The sequence below is a fragment of the Streptomyces sp. NPDC008125 genome (assembly GCF_042957125.1).
Classification (GTDB): Bacteria; Actinomycetota; Actinomycetes; order Streptomycetales; family Streptomycetaceae; genus Streptomyces.
The window spans coordinates 52,405-67,796 of record NZ_JBIBHR010000026.1; the positions used below are offsets into that span (position 1 = coordinate 52,405).

A 15,392-nucleotide genomic window follows, 5' to 3' on the forward strand; every position below is an offset into this window, starting at 1 on the left:
GTATCTCCGAGGTGGTCCAGGGCAGCGGTTGCGGGGAGGCGGCCGACTGGAGCCCGCCCGGGCCGCGGTGCCGGCCCGGCCCTCTCGAGGCTGCTCGGCTACCGGATCGGGCACCTGCCGGAACGCGGAAACCCGGAGGTCGTGCATTCTCGCCCCGGCCGCCCAGGGTCAGCTGGGCGGCCGGCGGTGCGTCAGGACTGGGCGCGCAGTCGCCTGTCGATCGTGATGACGACGGGGTCGCTTCCGTTATGGGACGTCTCTTTGAGGACGCGGGCCGCTGCGCTGTATACCTCGGCCGCCATGATCCAGTCGGCATAGCCGACCAGCTCGTCGTCTGTGACCGCCGCGTGCAGGGCGGTCTTCGTGACGCTGTAGAGCGCGAGGATCATGGCGACCAGGGAGCGCCCGGAGAGCACTGCGGCGATCAGGCCGTCCTCGCGCTCTTCCAGCGCCGGCGGCCGGAAGTGGGGGTGGCTTCCGGACTGTGCGGCGACGAACTCCCAGGTGTCGCGGTGGCAGACGAGCGTGGCCGAGGCGACGCCCGCGGCCCGTACGATCGCGAAGGTTCTGCCCCCGCTGCTGAGGGGATCCGGCTCCTGCGAGCCCCCCGCGTCACGGTTGGCGGCCAGGGCCGCGAGCTCAAGGTCGTTCAGACCTGCGCTTCCATCGCCTTCACGGACAGCCTGCGACGGTTGTGCTCCGGAGTCCTGCCCGTCCTCCAGCGCGCCTTCGTTGTCCGCGGGAACGTCGTCCGAGGTGGCCGATGGTGCCGTCGTTTCGTCTTCGGCGGCCGGACTGTCCCGTGTTTCCCCCGTGTCCTCCTGCTCCGCCTCCGGCGGGATCTGCTGCTGGCCGGGCGGCACCGCGGAGTCCCCTTCGTCTCCGGCCTCGTGTGCACCGTCCGGCTCCCACGGTGTGCCAGCGGGCGGCCTGGAGGTGTGCAGTGCTTCCAGGATCTTGCCGATGTCCCCGCGCAGACCGTCGAGACGTTCGTGCAGCTGCAGTACGTCGCTGCGCAACGCGGCTACTGCGGCTACCGCTTCACCCGCGCGCGCTTCCGCCCCGGAGGCGCTTGTTCGCGCTGCCCTCTGAAGGGATTTCATCTCGTCCAGTGGCGCCTTGCGCAGCCCCTCGACCTGTTGGACGAGATCGGCGCGCAGGCCGCGTTCCAGGTTGTCGACGCGAACGTCCAGTTCGGCGACCGACTTCTTGATCTCATTCTTCGCGTCGATCACGATCGTCACGATGTCGTCCCTGCGCGCCAAGACGCCCCTCCGAAGTGCGTGTAGTCGGATAACTGCACTGCGTAGTCTGATCGTGTGGCGAGGGCACGTACGCAGCTTGCGGAACATGGCTTGATCCGCTTGGAGTTGGGCCGAGACACAGTCCTTCAGGGGCGTTTCTCAGCAACCGCTCGCGAGGCGCGGCGGGAAGCCATGGCCCTCCTGCTGTCCGGCTACGGTCGGCAGGCCGCGACAGGGGATGCGGCCAACGATCACTCGCCCAAGGTGTGACCGCGGCGATGACGCGCTGAGCCTGTCTGTGCAGGCCTTCTTCGACTGAGCCCACGCCGCCACCGGCCCCGTGGCCTCTCCGTTGGGCGGGGCCCGGCCTGACCGCCCGTACGGCGGAGGAGCGGCAGGCCTGGGCCGGCCTCGCGCGATGGGCGCATCCCGGGCGTCAACCCGGGGCATGCAGAGCCACCCGTAGTGGTGGTCTGTTGCCCGGTGTCCGCCATTACGGCGCGTGCGTCGACAGACTCACGATGCGACCGACCTGAACGCCCCGGCCCCCCAGGACTCTCCCCGCGAGGCACACCGGACAACAGCCCGCTCCGGCCGCGCCCGTTTCTCGCTCACCCGGTGGGTACTCGCCCCGCGCACGACCTGGCAGGCGCGCCGCCTCGCCGGTTCAAGCGGCATGGACGCCGAGAGCGCGTGGGTCACGGCCCGCCTGGCCCGCCATCCCGAAGAGCGAGTCTTCCTGAGGCGCTCCCCGGACGGCGACCACCAGGTGCCCGACTGATCCGGAGCGGCGACCATCAGCGGCCAACGGTGGTCACCGGCCAAGGGCCCCGCCCAGGCGACTGTCCCTCAGCTGCTCGACGTGATCGGGCTCCGGAGGGCAGCCCAAAGAGCGGCCCCTTCGGCGCTGGGGTGGTAAACGACCCTCCACCGGTCGTCGTAGCCGGGGTCCCTTGCCCACCCCAGGGCGAGGACCGCCAGTCCGTTCCACCGCCTGAATCGCTCCAGCACCGTCTCGAGGGACTGGTCGTTCCGTTCGAATGCCTTCCGCGCTCTTTTCGCCTGGTAGTTCAGCGCGTTCCGCAGTCCCAGGCCGGCCCTCCACTCGTCGCTCTCCACACTGTTGGCGGCCAGAACGCGATCCACTCTGCGGTCGATGAAATACACGAGCGCCTCAACGTCGGCTGCGGTCAGGTCGGCTGCGGTCAGCCGGGGCGCAGGGGTGGCAGCGGTCGTCAAGAGAAGGGTCCTTCCTCGTCATGCCGGCGGCGTCCGGTAACGCTGCCGGGTTCTGTGAAGATGCTGAACCGCTTACGACGCTCGGCCGTGCGGCTGGGAGCCCGAGGCCGGACGCCCTGCTGGCGCGGGCGCTCCGGCCGCCAGTTCGCCGGTTCGAGGTGCCGCGTCGTCGAGGCCGCACCCGGCGTGCCGGTCTCCCACTCGGGGCCCGGCGTACGGCTCTATGCGTGCGCTGCGTGGAGTCGCTCGAAGTTGACGTATCCGCCTTTGGTGTCCACCCCGAGGACGCCTTCCTGGAAGAAGCGGCGGAAAGACTCGGTCAGCTTGGTGGTCGACTGAAGCGCCTCGTCGCCCGGGCCGAAGGCGGCCAGGAGGGTGGGTTGGGATTCCAGGTAGGTCAGGGCGAGCGCCGTCAGCATGTCGGCGCACGGTCCGGTCACCTCGCCGTGGGTCACGGCGTGCATGTTCGCGATGAGATCGAACCTCATCTGCTCCCCGTCGAGGGTCAGCCGCGAGGTGGCGGGGTATGCCCGGCCGTCGACGAGCTCTGCCTCGTCCCGGTACACGGCAGCGGCAGGGCCTCGCGACTGGTGGGGCAGACAGCTGTGGAGGCTGTCGTCCTGCCGGCTCGCGGGCCGTGGCGTGCGGTTGACGCTCCGGTGCCGACGGCCCTTCTTCTGCTTGCTCACCGTGATCTCCTCTGTCGATGCGGCTTCCCTGCTAACGATCGCGGGACCGACAGCGACCTCCGCCGAATGGCGGTTACTGAAGACCTGCTGGGGCATCCCTTGCCAGGGTGGCGCGGCGTCCCGGAGCCACAGAGGGCATGAGGTCGGGACGGTGGCCGACTCGGACGGTTCCTGTGTAAGCCTCATATGCCGTTTCCGCAGGTGGTGAGGGTGCGTGTGCCCCTGTGAGGGTGTCCTGTGCCATCGAACCTTGAGCGATTGCCACCGAAGTTTGAGTGGCAAGGGTGCCGAGCGTCAGGGGCGGCCGTCCTCGGCGACGAGCTGCACCAAGCCGACCCATGGGAACTCGCCGCTCTTGTGGACCGCACGCACCCTCCACTGGCCTGCCGGGAGCTGCACGGGGGCCTGTTCCGGCTGGCCCCCGTGTGGATAGGCCACTCCCAGATCGGCACCCGCTTCGGCCGAGTCCATCAACACTGCCGGGCCGTCAGTGACCCATAGTCCGCTGTCCTCCCAAGCGGTGTCCGGATCGGCCAGAACCGCCGCGGCTGCCGTGAACACCTCGGCCTCGGAGTCCGCAGCCAGCCACCGCACGAACAGCAGTGTCTCCGACAGGAAGCACGTCCTGGCAGGTTCATCGGCCAGAACAAGAGCAGTAGCGGCGCCCGTTCCCACGGCGATCACACCGGCCAAGTCCTCCACCTCACAGGCGCGGTCGTAGTCATCACGGCCATCGGCGTCACCGAGGACAGAACCGTCTTCCGTGCATCCACCCCAGGCGCGTACCGAGGACTCTGGAACGACGATCAAGGGGCCGCCCATCGACCGGACCCACACCAGCTCAGCGCGGTCACCGCGATCCGAGTCATGAGAAGCATCCATACGCGCATTCTGTCGCCCGCCACTGACATCGCTCGCAGGCCAGAGCCTGGCCGCCCACCAATCAAACTTCGGTGGCAATCGCTCAAGGTTCGATGACACAGGACAGAGGGTGGGAGATCCGGCAGGTGAAGCGCCCGATTCAGCTCTTTGTTCGGGTAAAAAAAATGGTTCTAGGAAATGGCTAACTTGAGGGGTAATCAGGGGTAGGGTGAGTGCTGGAGAGGAGATCCCCCATGGCATCCGAAGAGGAACTGTTCGACCTGGTTGACGCGCTGCTGGCGGAGGAGCCCCAGCTGCCGCCTCCGGCGGAGCGGGCCCGGCTGCGCGAGGCCGCCGGTATCACCCAGGCCCGGCTCGCGGTCGCGCTGAAGACGTCGACGCAGTCCATCAAGAACTACGAGAACGGCCGCTCCGAGCCGAAGAGCCCGCGTCTGGAGGCGTACCAGCGGCTGCTGAACGGGTGGGCGGCGAAGTACCCCGCCCACGCCCACGCTGCCCCCGCCGCTGCCGACCCGGTCGTCGCGCCGCAGGCTCAGCCGATGCCGGTGGTGCCGGAGACGTTCACCGGTCCGGCCACGCCCGAGGTACCCGAGCCGGAGACCGTCGCGCCGGCCCCGGCGCCCGCCGCCTCGACCGCACCGGAGCGACCGGCTGCCCGTCCGGCGACGTCGTCGCGCCGCCCGGCCGCGAAGAAGGCGACCAAGGCTGCGAAGCCCGCCGTCGACCCGCGCTTCCCGAACGGACCGCTCGCCGTACTGGACGAACACGGCTCCGCGTACGGCATCGACGACCTCGTGCTCCACTGCCCGGCGACCACGATCGTGGAGCTCGTGGAGTGGACGCTGCGCGAGTCCGGCCTCGGCGCGCCGAAGCTCAACCGGTACGGCAAGGACTCCGACCCGCTGATCGTGCTCACCGCGGCCGCCGCCGTGAAGCTCGGGCTCCCCGAGCGCCTGGAGGGCCACGAGCAGCGCCGCTCCCTGCGCCTGCCCGAGGACCACCCCGTCGTCAAGCAGGTCGCGAAGGCGAAGTGGCAGCTCACCCAGCGGGGCTTCGGCCCGTGGGCGCGGATCTACCGCAAGGCGCAGGGGCGCGAGCGGCAGTGCGTGCAGCTGGCGATCCTGTCCTGGGGCGCCCTCGATGAGCGGTCCTGGCCCGGCGTCAGCGAGATGGAGCCGGCCGACATCGCCCGCGTGCTGGGGGTCTACGCGACCCGGGTCATCACCCCGCGCGGCTCCACGGCCGTGTCCGGGCTGGAGCTGATGACGGCGCTGCGCCCGCCGACGAAAGCCGTGCGGGACGAGGAGACCGGGAACTGGGTGTCCGGTCACAACGCGGGCTCGCTCGGGACGGAGCCGGTGGACCCGGCGCCGCCGGAGGCCACCGCAGAGCACCCCGTCGTGGTGAACTCGGGCTGGACGGGCGGGTTCCTGAACGAAGAGGCCTTCCAGTGGGTGCGGGACGTGGACACGCTCTCCGATGAGGAGTGCACGCTGCCCTTCGCGGTCGGCCTGGACCTCAACACGGCGTTCCTCGCCGCTGCGGCCCGCCTGGTCGTCGGTCTCTCCGCCCCGGACCACTTCGTGGGCCCGACGTTCAACCCGAAGATCCCGGGGAGCTGGCTGGCCGACCTCTCCCACATCGAGCTGGACCCGCGCCTGCCCTCACCGTTCACGCCGGACGGCACCCGCCCGACGGGACCTGGCTGGTACCAGACGCACACCCTCGCCTACGCCCAGGAGCTCGGCTACAACGTCGAACCGCTGGAGGCGTACCTGCGCCGCGAGACCGGCGCATACCTCGACCCGTGGCACGACCGCCTCAAGAACGCCTACGTCGACACCCTCGCCGACATGGGCGTCACCCGGGACCTCTCCGACACCGAGTTCCTGGCGGCGATGGAGCACCACAAGGAGAAGGACCCGGCGCTGGCCGCCGTCCTCGCGGCGATCAAGGCCACGGTGAAGGGCGGCGTCGGCAAGCTCCGCGAGCGCCCGCAGGGCAAGTCGTACAAGGAGGGCGAGACGTGGCCGGCTCTGTCCCGGCCGACGTGGCGCCCCGACATCCGGGCGGCCGTCATCAGCAAGGCCCGGGTCAACATGCACCGCAAGCTCACCAACATGGTCAAGATGACCGGGCTGTACCCGCTCGCCGTGCTCTCCGACTGTGTCGTCTACCCGAGCCCGAGTGCCAGCCCGCTCGACTTCCTCCCGTACGCGGCGTCCGGGAAGCCGCAGCCCGGCGGGTTCCGCCTCGGGCCCACCCCGGGCCTGGCGAAGCTGGAGGGCGTCCAGCCGATGCTGTGGGCCGTCGACCTGATGGAGAAGGGCCTGAACCCCGCCCGCCACATCAAGGGCGGCGACGCCGTCCTCGACGACGGCGAATAGCCCACCCACACCCCCACCCCAGCCCCACCAGGAGTTCCCATGACCAGCACCGACGGCCCTGTTCCCCGATGGCCCGTCCCCACCGCTCCCCCCGTCCACGATCCGGTCCTGTTCGCCCGGGCGATGCGCGACATGCGCCTGACCTGGCGCGCCCGCGGTGTCCTGGCCGAACTCGCCACCGGCTACACCCCCGGTGACATGCCCGGCATCAGGGAGCTCACCTCCCTCACCCGCCAGGAACGCCTGGCCGCCGAAGGCCGTGAAGCCTTCGGCAAGGCGGTCCGTGAACTGCGGGCGGTGGGCTACCTCGTGCCCACCGCCACCACCCGCACCGGGGTGGGCGAGCGCCTGGCCGTGAACCTCACTCCGGCCGCCAACGCTCACCTCGTCGCCGATCGTTGGGATCACCGCGCGACCACGGACGGGAGCTGACCCATGGGGGAGATCGACGACGCGATCGAGCGCGCCGACCGGGAGCACTTCACCCGCCAGCCGCCCAAGACGCTGAAGGGCCAGATCGGCTACCTGCTCAAGCAGATGGGCAGCGCGAAGGCCGTCGCGGCGGAGCTCGGTGTCACCGCCGACTCCGTGAACCGCTACCGGCGCGGGGCCCGGAAGCACGCCCGCGCCGACGTCGCCTCGAAGATCGACGACGCCGTACGGGCCCGGTGGCAGCCCCAGGTCCGCAAGCGCCGCCGGCAGCAGGCCGCCACCACCGGGATCACGGTGGAGACCCGCGCCCGGTTCGGCTACACGTCGTCCGCCGGATCGACCGACGACGGCCGGTTCCGCCGCCTCACCGTCAAGCTCCCCGCCACCTACGCCCAGCGCCTGTTCGACGCCCGCGATACGGGGCAGAGCGACCAGGAGATGCGCGAAATCATCGCCGAAGGATTCAAGGAGGTGTATTTCCAGGACGGTGGCGGCCGGGCTATGGGACTGTCGGACGTGGAAATCAACGACATCGACTACCTCGACCTCGAATACTAAATTCGGAGCCATCCATGGCCAGCATCAATTACCCGTTCCCGGACCCGAAGAACGACGCCGAACGGGACGCGAACCGGCGGGCCGCCGACGACTACCAGCGCCAGGAGGAGGAAGCCGCCACCCTCCTGCGCCTGGCCGAGGACCTCGCGCCCCTCGCCCCGGAGATGCTCCTCGAACAGGTCCGCCTCGACCTCGCCGCCGCCGGGCTGTACGTCGTACCGCTCGCGCAGTGCACGACGGACGAGGACCAGGGCGGCGTCGTGGCCTACCTCGACGACGACGCCCAAGTCGTCGTGGACTGGCTGCCCCACGCCCGTCTCGACCGCGCCGCGTTCGGCGTAGTCGACACCGGCCAGACGAACCATGAGGCCGTCGTCCGCTACGAGACCGTCCGCGCGGCGATGAACACCGCCCTCGGCACGATCCTGACCGGCTTCGGGTACCGCACCCGACGACCGCAGTCCAGGTCCGGCCACCTCATCGAGCAGACCTCGGCCGCCCGCTCCTGAACGGCTCGGGTCCCCGGCATATCAGCTGCCGGGGACCCGAGCCATCAGTGTCCCGCAGCCCCACCAGCACGTGCACCCCCACCCCTCATCAGGAGGAACCCATGCCGTACGACGACCTCGACAACGCCTTCCGCATCAGGCGCCGCCAGGACCACGACCTCGACTACATCAACACCTACTACGGGCTGCCCGAACGGCTCGGTGCTCGCGCCACCATCGGCGGCCGGGTCCGCTGGACCGACAGGGAGGGCACGATCGTCGACACCGCCGACACGTACCTGCGCGTTCTCCTGGACGGCGACACCGAGCCGGTCACCCGCCACGCCACCTCGAACATGGCCTACGCGTCGCCGACCGGCTGGGTCCAGGCCACCCGGCGGCCCGACCCCTACGCCACCGACCTCTCGCCCACCGGGCCCGGCCTCCCGGAGCGCACCGGTGCCTGAGCCCGACCACGCCTCCGAGCGGTCCCAGGCCGGCGTCGTCGCCTACCGGCACCCGGAACTCGACGGTGTCCTGCTGTGCCGAGAGCACGGCGAGCAGGTGGCCGGACGGATCCCGCTCACCGCCGCCGATGTCACCGGCGTCTGGTTCTGCAGCTGGGCGACGGACGACGACGCGACGGTGTGCGGCCGCGCCATCCCGCAGAAGAAGCCCCGGAAGCCCCGGCAGTAACCCACCCGCCCGCCCGCAGCAGGAAGACGGAAGCGCTCATGACGACCGACCCCGCACTCATCGACCGTGCCAAGAGCCCGCTGCTCGACGCGGACCACGACGCCGTCCGTATCGCCGACGCGCTGCGCCGCAGCCCGCACATCACCTACGTCGCCCCGGCCGCGCCCGGCGACGAGAGCGTCTGGTTCCGCGACGCCGACGGCACCGGCTTCGAACTCTCCCTGACCGCCGTGGAACCGGCCCCCGACGCGGAGCGGGTCGCCTACGCCTGGGACGCCGTGGTCGCCGCGATCGGCACCCACCCGCACTTCATCCGCGCCGCCCCCGACCAGCCGTCCTTCGGACCGCTCAACCTCAACACGGTCACCGCGCTCACCCGCACCGGCGACGAGTACACCCTCACCCTGACCGCCTGCTACCGGCCCGCCGACGACCAAGAGCACTCCACCCCGGCCGCCGACGTCGCCCACGCCGCCGACCGGCTGCTCACCAGCGACCCGAGCGACCCGGAACGCGCGACGGCCGAACTCCTCACCTACGTGGCCGCCACCTGGGACACCCAGGACCAGCCCCTGCGCGAGCACGCCCAGGCCCTCGCCCGCGCCCAGCGCACCCAGTAGAAGGGGATCCGCCCATGCCGCCTTCCACGGCTACCCGGCGCGCGTACGGTGAGGTGACGACCCGCCGGGAGGACCAGATGAGCGCGCAGCCCGACCACGCACCCCTCACGCCGCACGCCCCCGCACCCGGAGCTCCGGCCGAACTCCTCGCCCAGCTGCGCGCCGACAAGCGCGCCGACTCCTGGGTGCCGGCCTTCGAGCGGCAGTGGACGGCCGCCCTCGAGGAATCCCGCCGCACGTTCTCCCTGGCCGGGCTCTACGAGGTCGTCCAGGAATGGCAGGGCCGCATCGCGCACGCCCCGGCCGTCGACGCGTTCGTCGCCTCCGGCTACGACGACAGCGACGCCGTCGACCTGGCGGAGCTCCGCCGCCGTCGCCGGTGAGCGCCTCGCCGTACGCGGTCCGCGTATCCGCCCCGGCCGCCAAGCTCCTCGACGGCCTGCCCGAGCACGCGGTGGACACCGTGTGGGACATCCTCGCCGCGGCCGCCGGCGATCCGTGGGGGTTCCAGCAGTTCGACGCGGACGACGACGAGGGCGAGGACGTCCGCTACGCGGCCGTCGGCCAGCTCTCCGTCACCTTCTGGATCAACCGGCCCCTGCGCAGCCTGACCGTCCTGAACATCGTCTGGCTCGGGTAGCACCGGTGACTACGGCTTGACCCCGGCCTCGCACCGGCCGGGGTCAAGCCGTTTCGCATCGTAACCACGGCCGTATCCACCCGGCCGGGACGGCGGATCCGCGCCGGGGTCAGCCGCGGGGGCGGTCGGCACCGAGCTGGACCTCGCGCCGGCACTCGCGGCAGTCCGGCAAGCCGTTCACCTGCCGCCCTTCACCCTCCGCCCAGCGGAAGCCGCACAGCGACATGGTCAGATCCTCGGCGGGATCAGTGGCGTGGGAACCGTGGCCCGGCACGTTCCACGTGACCGTCGTCCCGCCTTCGTAGGGCGCGCCCTCCGGCCACGCGTAGACGGCTTCGGTGGTGGTGCAGCGCATCCTCAGGTCGGGGCCCTCCCAGCGGGCGCCCTGGCGGGCCTGCGCGGCGGCGTCGGCAGCGTCGGCCAGCCGCTCGAAGGACAGGTCGTAGTCACTCATGTGCTCCCAACTGCCGGGGGCCTGCTGGCTCACCAGCGAGCGGAACTCCAGCAGCAGACGCGCCAGGTCGTGCCGTCCGACCCGAACCGTGTCGCTCTGAGGGGCGTACGCATCATCGACGGCGGTCTTCTTCGGCATCGCACTTCTCCTCGTCCGGCGGGATGGTGAGCTGAGTGTGCCGCGAACCCTGCGACCCGGAAGGCCGTATCCACCGGTAGCCGCCCGCGCAGGCAACGCGTATCCACCCATATCCACCCCCCGCAGGCCCGGTCCCGGCAATCCCCTGCAACATCCTGGCGCCCGCACCGTACGGCCCACCAGGCTGCTCCCCGGACCGGATCACCGAAGAGCAGGGGGCGGGCATGACGACGGCAGACCATGTGGTGGTGGGCGACGGCGACGTCCAGGCGGTGCGCCGGTGGGTGCGGCTCTCGTGCACCGAGCCGGGCACCCACCTGCCCGCGCTGGCCGAGATCGCGGGAGACCTCCAGCTGTCCACGGACACAGTCCGCGCCGCGCTGGAGCACCTGGCCGCCGAAGGGATGGTGACGCTGTTCGAGGGCTACCGCCTCTACAGCGTCGGCACGACGACACCAACCGAGCGCGCCTACCGGCTGCTGCGCACCGCGATCCACCGCAGCTACGACCCCGGCGAACGGTTCATGACCCGCTACGACATCGCCCAGCACTTCGGCATCGGCGGCAAGGAGGCCAAGGCAGCCGTACGCCAGCTCATCGCCGAAGGACTCCTCGCCGGGCCGCGCGGCCAGTACGTCAACGCCTTCAGCCCCCAGCAGCAACGCCGGCGCGTCACGCAGCTGCGCGAACGCGCCAGCCAGCTGCGCCGCGAGGCCCTCGAACTCATGCGGGCCGCCCGGGAGATCGAGCAGGAGCTGCCGGACGGCGGCGACGCCCAGGCGACGTAGCCACATCCCGGCCGCGCCCCGGGGCCGGGATGTGGCGTGCCTGGTGTCACGTCAGCCCCAGCCTGTGAGGTCTATCAGGTTCACAGGCCGTTTCCCCAGGTGGACGAGGTGAGCTGTGAGGGTATGAGCCTGTGAGGTGGGCTGCCTCAGCCAGCTTGGCTGTGCCAGAGGACACTGGCGCGAGACAGGCTCTCGAGCACCTCGTGCCAGACCTCACCCTGACGCCGCCGATGGACTGCCTCCTCTATGGCGCGGGGTGGCAGCGCGGCGAACATGTCCGCGAGCGGCCCGCCCCGGCCTTCCTGCTCGCCCCACCACAGCTGCTCGGCCACCACCATGTTCCGGCTGATCCAGAATTCCGGGACGGTGTGCCGCCCCGGCGCCGGACCCGCCACCGGCCGGGATGCGCTCTCCGGGGGGAGTTCCCGGCCGTCCTCCGAGTTCGCCAGGAGGACGCGGGCCGCCGCGGTCGCGGCACGCGCGGGTGCCAGCACCTCCGCGAACTCCGGCCCGAGCCGGGCGAGCGCGTCGACCAAGGCGTCCACGGTGCCCAGAGTGTCCGACGCCGCCGACGGCGACCATCCGTCCTCAGTCACGGCCTCCCACACCTCGCACGCCGCGTCCGACAACACCTCGACCCGCTCCGGCAGCTCCATACCGGGCTCAACGACCCGCCCCGGTCTGCGTACCGCTGGGGAGCCGGTCCGTGCCCGCGCTCGTGCTCCTGCACGCCTTGGTGGTGCTCGCCGGCCCGGAGGACGATGGAGTCGTGGGCGAGCACACCGAGGACCAGGAGCACGGCGCCGAACCGGTGGGGCCCCCGCTCACCGTCGCCCGAGCCCGGGAAATGACGGCCGGGCTCCGCGAGGCGCTGGACGACGTCCAGCGCTCCGTCGCGCTCCTCGCCGCCCGGGTCCGCGCGGCCCACGCCGCACGCGTCTGGGCACCCCTCGGCTACAGCAGCTGGGAGTCGTACTGCGACGCGGAGTTCGGCATCAGTCGCGCCCAGACGTACCGGCTCCTCAACGTCGCCCGCGCCCTGGCCGCGATCCACGACGCCGTCGCCGCCGGCCCCGGGGCGTCTCGCACGCGAGACACCGGCCCGGCCGCCGCGGCCGCGCTCGACTACGGCCTGTCCCAGCGCGCCCTGATCGCCGTCTCCGGCCGTACGGACGTCGTCGCGGAAGTGATCACCCGCCGACTCGCCGCACTCGCCCACAGCGGCCTCCAGGCCCTCGACACCGCCACGGTGCGCGCCGTGGTCCGCCAAGCCGTCCGCGACGTCCGCACCGCCCCGCCGCCGCCCGCCGATCCGCCGGCGGACCCGACCGTCGCCGCGCTGCGCGCCGTCGTCGATGACCTCGCCGCCAACACCCACGCGATCGGTGAGCTGATGCTCGAAGTCGCCCCGGCCTACCTCTCCGACACCGACGCCACCAACGTCCTGGCTCCGCTGTGCGAGGCGATCGGCGAGAACCTCGAGAACGGCCTCGCAGCCCGCCGCTACGCCCTCTCCGGAGACCGCCGCGCCCTGCACGGCACCGTCCTGTAGCTCACAGATCCCAGCTGCTCCTATGTGGCACACACCCTGTTTTCCCAGGTGAGCGAGGTGCGCTGTAAGGGTGTGAGGTGTGAGGCGAGGGCCTGCGACAAGGGGCTGCCGCTGCTCCTGGTCGTGCTGCTCGCCGTGATGAGCAACGAGTGCTGCTCGGTGGGCAGCAGGGTGGTGGCCGTGGTCCTGGTGATGGTCGTCGGAGTGCACGCAGGGTGGTGTCGTGGGTGCAGCGCAGCATTTGCCTGGGCCGGGCGGGACAAGGGTGCTGCTCGTGCAGCAGGTCAAAAGATCTATGCAGCGGCTGCATACAGCACGACGCAGTGCAGCGCGTTGCCGGGACCGCGAGCGGGGCCAGCCACCGTGTTGCACCGCGGCGGCCGGGAACGACGACGGCGCCCTCCCGGTGGGGTGGGCGCCGTGGCGGTGGTCAGGCTGGAGTCGCGGTTCATCCGGCCAGTCGTAGGGAGGGCGGTGCGTCGGGCAGCGGGGCGTCCTCGCCCCCGTCTGGGTTCGGATCGAAGCTTGTCCCGATGCGGGCGTCACGGGCGCGCGGCGGGCGGATGTCGCCGGTCGGGAAGTTCAGCGGCCACACGAACGTATCGGGGGCCTTGAGGTGGTTGACCATGTGACTCAGCGACTCGTAGCCAGCCAGCAGCGGGTGGATGAGGACTTCACCGCGGCGCTGCCGCTCGCTGATGATGCCCTTGTCGCGCAGCTGGCTGATGGCCCGGGAGACGACGGACTGGGTGAGCCCGAGGCGCTCGGCAAGCTCCTGCTGGCGAACCTTGACCAGGCCGCCCGGCTCCTGGCGCGAGGTCAGCACGTCGAAGACGTCGCGGGCAGTCGGCGACAAGCAGGCGTTCGGCAGCACCTCGAAGATCTCCGGATTGTGGAAACCAGGAATGGAAGCGGAGCTCATCGCGTGGCCTCGTTCCTCACCGTCGGAATGGTGATCTCGTGCTCGACCAGGGTCTTCTTGAGCGACTTCACCAGGCGCAACTGCTTCTCGCTACCCCACCGGTAAGCGTAGAGCGGGTTCAGCCGGTACACCCCACGCTGCTCCCGCCACGTGAAGTTGTGGTGGCTCAGCTGGCCCACGGCGCGCGAGACCTTCGACTGCGAGCAGCCGTACTTCTTCGCCAGAGCCCCCTGCGTCATCTTCACCAGGCCCTCCTTGTCGTGATGCGTCTTGAGGTAGTCCAGAACGTTCCGCGACATCGCGCTCAGGTCGAACCTCCACAGGTTGTCCTCGATCACCTGAGACATGCTCAGGTGCCCCTTGCCGTAGAAGACGTACGGCTTGACCGGGTCCTTCGTCGTGAAGGTCCCGCCACGTTTGGCCAGCCTCTCCAGGCTGCTGACCAGCTGCTGCGCCGTCTCCATGCTGTTGCCAGCATCGGCGGGCAGCGGAGCGGGGGCCAGCCGCGGCATGGTCGCCGGCGCCTCCGCGCTGCGCCTCAGGGGCTGGGCCACGGGCTCTCCTCCATGATCGTCGAGGCTGCATAACATAGCAGATCTGCAATGTTATGCAGGCGATGTATGCACGCAGCGGGCGTGTCCCTGGACAGGAACGATCTATTCACCTACGTGCATGCAACTCGCCCTCCTCGAACGTGATCCATTCACTCAGGCTGCATATATCTCTCGCGTTTTCGCAGGTCACAGGCTCGCGCCTATCTGATCTTTAGAGGCGTGCCCCCCTGCAGCCCGCGCCGCGCTCTCCCGCCGCTCCATGCAGCGGTGAGGCTGCGGCCGGGGAGGTGAGGCTGCGAATCCATCCGCCGGCGACCCGCCAGCTGCTGCGCGTCGGCCCTCGGACCGGGCTGAGGCGGCTTCGCGTGCGGCTCCGTGAGTCAGGCGCGGACCGTAGGCGGCACCAGCGGAGCTGCGTCTCGGGCTGTACCGGCCCTGACGATCAAAAACACGGAAGCGTGGCCAGCGCCGGTCGTCGGATCCGCCGCCCGGCCTGGCGGCCGATCGACTCAGGTACCTCCGCACGTTGAATTCAAGCTCTCGCATATCGGGCTTCCGTTCTGTGGCTGAGGCATTTAAGGCCGCGCAATTCTGAATTCTGCCGCCAGTTATCCAACCGGCTAGGGGTGGTGCAGCCAGGACCCAAACGTTACACAGTACGCACCTGTGATGCATCAACCCTGACGCGTGTTCGCTCCCTTGGGTGACGCATCGCCTGATTCCGTCCCACAGTTGCCAGTAGGCGTGTAAGCTGGCGGGGCATTCGTGAACCCGACCGGACGGCTTCGAGGGCGGGGGAGGGGTTAGGGTGGAGCGCAGCGGAACCCGTCACTGCAGCTAGGCCGGCACCACGGCAGGCCGATGACCCGTCAGCGTCACTAAGGGGGTGGTGGCTGGGATTCCCAAGCCCTACACAGTGCCGCGCGTGATGCACCTCCCCTCCTAGCCAGCCCCGGTGATCGCGCTTGCGCGGTCACCTCCAATTCGCGCAAGCGCGAATTGCATTCCGTTCGGAATTCCGTTTACGGAATTCCATTCCAGCGCTTGCGCTGGAATTCGAATTGCGCTTGCGCAATTCCATCACTATGCAGCGCGCCAGCGCTGCATAT

The 15,392-nt window shown here is 70.3% G+C and carries 20 protein-coding genes; 12 read left to right on the forward strand and 8 right to left on the reverse strand.

The window, feature by feature from the left end; translation table 11 throughout:
- Window positions 1-191: 191 nt before the first annotated feature.
- Window positions 192-1,244 carry a hypothetical protein gene (locus ACFZAX_RS31940; RefSeq protein WP_390965911.1) on the reverse strand — a complete coding sequence of 351 codons (1,053 nt, stop codon included), beginning with the start codon at window positions 1,242-1,244 and terminating at the stop codon, window positions 192-194.
- Window positions 1,245-1,746: 502 nt separating this feature from the next.
- Between ACFZAX_RS31940 and ACFZAX_RS31945 the strand changes: the two genes are divergently transcribed.
- A complete protein-coding gene (locus ACFZAX_RS31945) occupies window positions 1,747-2,025 on the forward strand; it encodes a hypothetical protein (RefSeq protein ID WP_390965913.1) in 279 nt (92 codons plus the stop codon).
- A 68-nt stretch (window positions 2,026-2,093) separates the two neighbouring features.
- Here ACFZAX_RS31945 and ACFZAX_RS31950 read toward each other — a convergent pair whose 3' ends face one another.
- From ACFZAX_RS31950 to ACFZAX_RS31960, 3 genes are all read right to left on the reverse strand, one after another.
- Window positions 2,094-2,483 carry a hypothetical protein gene (locus ACFZAX_RS31950; protein WP_390965915.1) on the reverse strand — a complete coding sequence of 130 codons (390 nt, stop codon included), beginning with the start codon at window positions 2,481-2,483 and terminating at the stop codon, window positions 2,094-2,096.
- A gap of 221 nt (window positions 2,484-2,704) precedes the next feature.
- On the reverse strand, window positions 2,705-3,172 hold the full coding sequence (locus tag ACFZAX_RS31955; RefSeq protein WP_390965917.1) for a hypothetical protein: 468 nt from the start codon (window positions 3,170-3,172) through the stop codon (window positions 2,705-2,707).
- Window positions 3,173-3,466: 294 nt separating this feature from the next.
- Window positions 3,467-4,054, reverse strand: coding sequence for an Imm21 family immunity protein (locus tag ACFZAX_RS31960; protein ID WP_390965918.1), 588 nt, complete (start codon window positions 4,052-4,054; stop codon window positions 3,467-3,469).
- Window positions 4,055-4,287: 233 nt separating this feature from the next.
- Here ACFZAX_RS31960 and tap point away from each other — a divergent pair, with 233 nt between their 5' ends.
- The 9 genes from tap (at window position 4,288) to ACFZAX_RS32005 (ending at window position 9,875) form a co-directional block, all read left to right on the forward strand.
- The gene (gene tap, locus ACFZAX_RS31965; RefSeq protein ID WP_390965919.1) at window positions 4,288-6,441 is read left to right on the forward strand and encodes a telomere-associated protein Tap; all 2,154 of its coding nucleotides are present in this window, start codon (window positions 4,288-4,290) and stop codon (window positions 6,439-6,441) included.
- Between the two features lie 39 nt (window positions 6,442-6,480).
- On the forward strand, window positions 6,481-6,873 hold the full coding sequence (locus tag ACFZAX_RS31970) for a hypothetical protein (protein WP_390965921.1): 393 nt from the start codon (window positions 6,481-6,483) through the stop codon (window positions 6,871-6,873).
- Between the two features lie 3 nt (window positions 6,874-6,876).
- Entirely contained in the window at window positions 6,877-7,431 is a 555-nt protein-coding gene (tpg, locus tag ACFZAX_RS31975; RefSeq protein WP_390965922.1) for a telomere-protecting terminal protein Tpg, read from the forward strand.
- Between the two features lie 14 nt (window positions 7,432-7,445).
- Entirely contained in the window at window positions 7,446-7,940 is a 495-nt protein-coding gene (locus ACFZAX_RS31980) for a hypothetical protein (RefSeq protein WP_390965923.1), read from the forward strand.
- 101 nt (window positions 7,941-8,041) lie between these two features.
- Entirely contained in the window at window positions 8,042-8,386 is a 345-nt protein-coding gene (locus tag ACFZAX_RS31985; protein WP_390965925.1) for a hypothetical protein, read from the forward strand.
- The gene (locus ACFZAX_RS31990; RefSeq protein WP_390965927.1) at window positions 8,379-8,615 is read left to right on the forward strand and encodes a hypothetical protein; all 237 of its coding nucleotides are present in this window, start codon (window positions 8,379-8,381) and stop codon (window positions 8,613-8,615) included. Before ACFZAX_RS31985 ends, ACFZAX_RS31990 begins: the two co-directional genes overlap by 8 nt.
- Before the next feature lie 38 nt (window positions 8,616-8,653).
- Window positions 8,654-9,235 (forward strand): hypothetical protein, encoded by a 582-nt coding sequence (locus tag ACFZAX_RS31995; RefSeq protein ID WP_390965929.1) that lies wholly within the window; start codon window positions 8,654-8,656, stop codon window positions 9,233-9,235.
- A 77-nt stretch (window positions 9,236-9,312) separates the two neighbouring features.
- Window positions 9,313-9,618: a DUF6247 family protein gene (locus ACFZAX_RS32000; RefSeq protein ID WP_390965946.1), complete on the forward strand. Its 306-nt coding sequence runs from the start codon at window positions 9,313-9,315 to the stop codon at window positions 9,616-9,618.
- Entirely contained in the window at window positions 9,615-9,875 is a 261-nt protein-coding gene (locus ACFZAX_RS32005) for a hypothetical protein (RefSeq protein WP_390965932.1), read from the forward strand. The genes ACFZAX_RS32000 and ACFZAX_RS32005 overlap by 4 nt, the downstream gene beginning before the upstream one ends.
- A 109-nt stretch (window positions 9,876-9,984) precedes the next feature.
- Here ACFZAX_RS32005 and ACFZAX_RS32010 read toward each other — a convergent pair whose 3' ends face one another.
- The gene (locus ACFZAX_RS32010) at window positions 9,985-10,467 is read right to left on the reverse strand and encodes a hypothetical protein (RefSeq protein WP_390965934.1); all 483 of its coding nucleotides are present in this window, start codon (window positions 10,465-10,467) and stop codon (window positions 9,985-9,987) included.
- A gap of 224 nt (window positions 10,468-10,691) precedes the next feature.
- On the opposite strand from ACFZAX_RS32010, the gene ACFZAX_RS32015 reads away from it, so the two are divergent.
- Window positions 10,692-11,255, forward strand: a complete 564-nt coding sequence (locus tag ACFZAX_RS32015; RefSeq protein WP_390965935.1) for a GntR family transcriptional regulator — start codon at window positions 10,692-10,694, stop codon at window positions 11,253-11,255.
- Between the two features lie 146 nt (window positions 11,256-11,401).
- Here the strand turns inward: ACFZAX_RS32015 and ACFZAX_RS32020 are convergent, their stop codons facing one another.
- Entirely contained in the window at window positions 11,402-11,851 is a 450-nt protein-coding gene (locus ACFZAX_RS32020) for a hypothetical protein (RefSeq protein ID WP_390965936.1), read from the reverse strand.
- A 110-nt stretch (window positions 11,852-11,961) separates the two neighbouring features.
- Here ACFZAX_RS32020 and ACFZAX_RS32025 point away from each other — a divergent pair, with 110 nt between their 5' ends.
- Window positions 11,962-12,807, forward strand: coding sequence for a hypothetical protein (locus ACFZAX_RS32025; protein ID WP_390965938.1), 846 nt, complete (start codon window positions 11,962-11,964; stop codon window positions 12,805-12,807).
- Window positions 12,808-13,255: 448 nt separating this feature from the next.
- On the opposite strand, the gene ACFZAX_RS32030 is transcribed toward ACFZAX_RS32025, so the two are convergent.
- Both ACFZAX_RS32030 and ACFZAX_RS32035 read right to left on the reverse strand, forming a co-directional pair.
- Window positions 13,256-13,729: a helix-turn-helix domain-containing protein gene (locus ACFZAX_RS32030; protein WP_390965939.1), complete on the reverse strand. Its 474-nt coding sequence runs from the start codon at window positions 13,727-13,729 to the stop codon at window positions 13,256-13,258.
- A complete protein-coding gene (locus ACFZAX_RS32035; RefSeq protein WP_390965941.1) occupies window positions 13,726-14,283 on the reverse strand; it encodes a replication/maintenance protein RepL in 558 nt (185 codons plus the stop codon). Before ACFZAX_RS32035 ends, ACFZAX_RS32030 begins: the two co-directional genes overlap by 4 nt.
- Window positions 14,284-15,392 lie beyond the last annotated feature (1,109 nt).

Excerpts from the sequence above, each read along its gene's own strand:
- ACFZAX_RS31970 (WP_390965921.1), top strand. The coding sequence starts at position 6,481 with ATGACCAGCACCGACGGCCCTGTTCCCCGATGGCCCGTCCCCACCGCT.
- ACFZAX_RS31980 (WP_390965923.1), top strand. The coding sequence starts at position 7,446 with ATGGCCAGCATCAATTACCCGTTCCCGGACCCGAAGAACGACGCCGAA.
- ACFZAX_RS31960 (WP_390965918.1), bottom strand. The coding sequence starts at position 4,054 with ATGGATGCTTCTCATGACTCGGATCGCGGTGACCGCGCTGAGCTGGTG.
- ACFZAX_RS31985 (WP_390965925.1), top strand. The coding sequence starts at position 8,042 with ATGCCGTACGACGACCTCGACAACGCCTTCCGCATCAGGCGCCGCCAG.
- ACFZAX_RS31995 (WP_390965929.1), top strand. The coding sequence starts at position 8,654 with ATGACGACCGACCCCGCACTCATCGACCGTGCCAAGAGCCCGCTGCTC.
- ACFZAX_RS32000 (WP_390965946.1), top strand. The coding sequence starts at position 9,313 with ATGAGCGCGCAGCCCGACCACGCACCCCTCACGCCGCACGCCCCCGCA.
- tpg (WP_390965922.1), top strand. The coding sequence starts at position 6,877 with ATGGGGGAGATCGACGACGCGATCGAGCGCGCCGACCGGGAGCACTTC.
- tap (WP_390965919.1), top strand. The coding sequence starts at position 4,288 with ATGGCATCCGAAGAGGAACTGTTCGACCTGGTTGACGCGCTGCTGGCG.
- ACFZAX_RS32030 (WP_390965939.1), bottom strand. The coding sequence starts at position 13,729 with ATGAGCTCCGCTTCCATTCCTGGTTTCCACAATCCGGAGATCTTCGAG.
- ACFZAX_RS32010 (WP_390965934.1), bottom strand. The coding sequence starts at position 10,467 with ATGCCGAAGAAGACCGCCGTCGATGATGCGTACGCCCCTCAGAGCGAC.
- ACFZAX_RS32015 (WP_390965935.1), top strand. The coding sequence starts at position 10,692 with ATGACGACGGCAGACCATGTGGTGGTGGGCGACGGCGACGTCCAGGCG.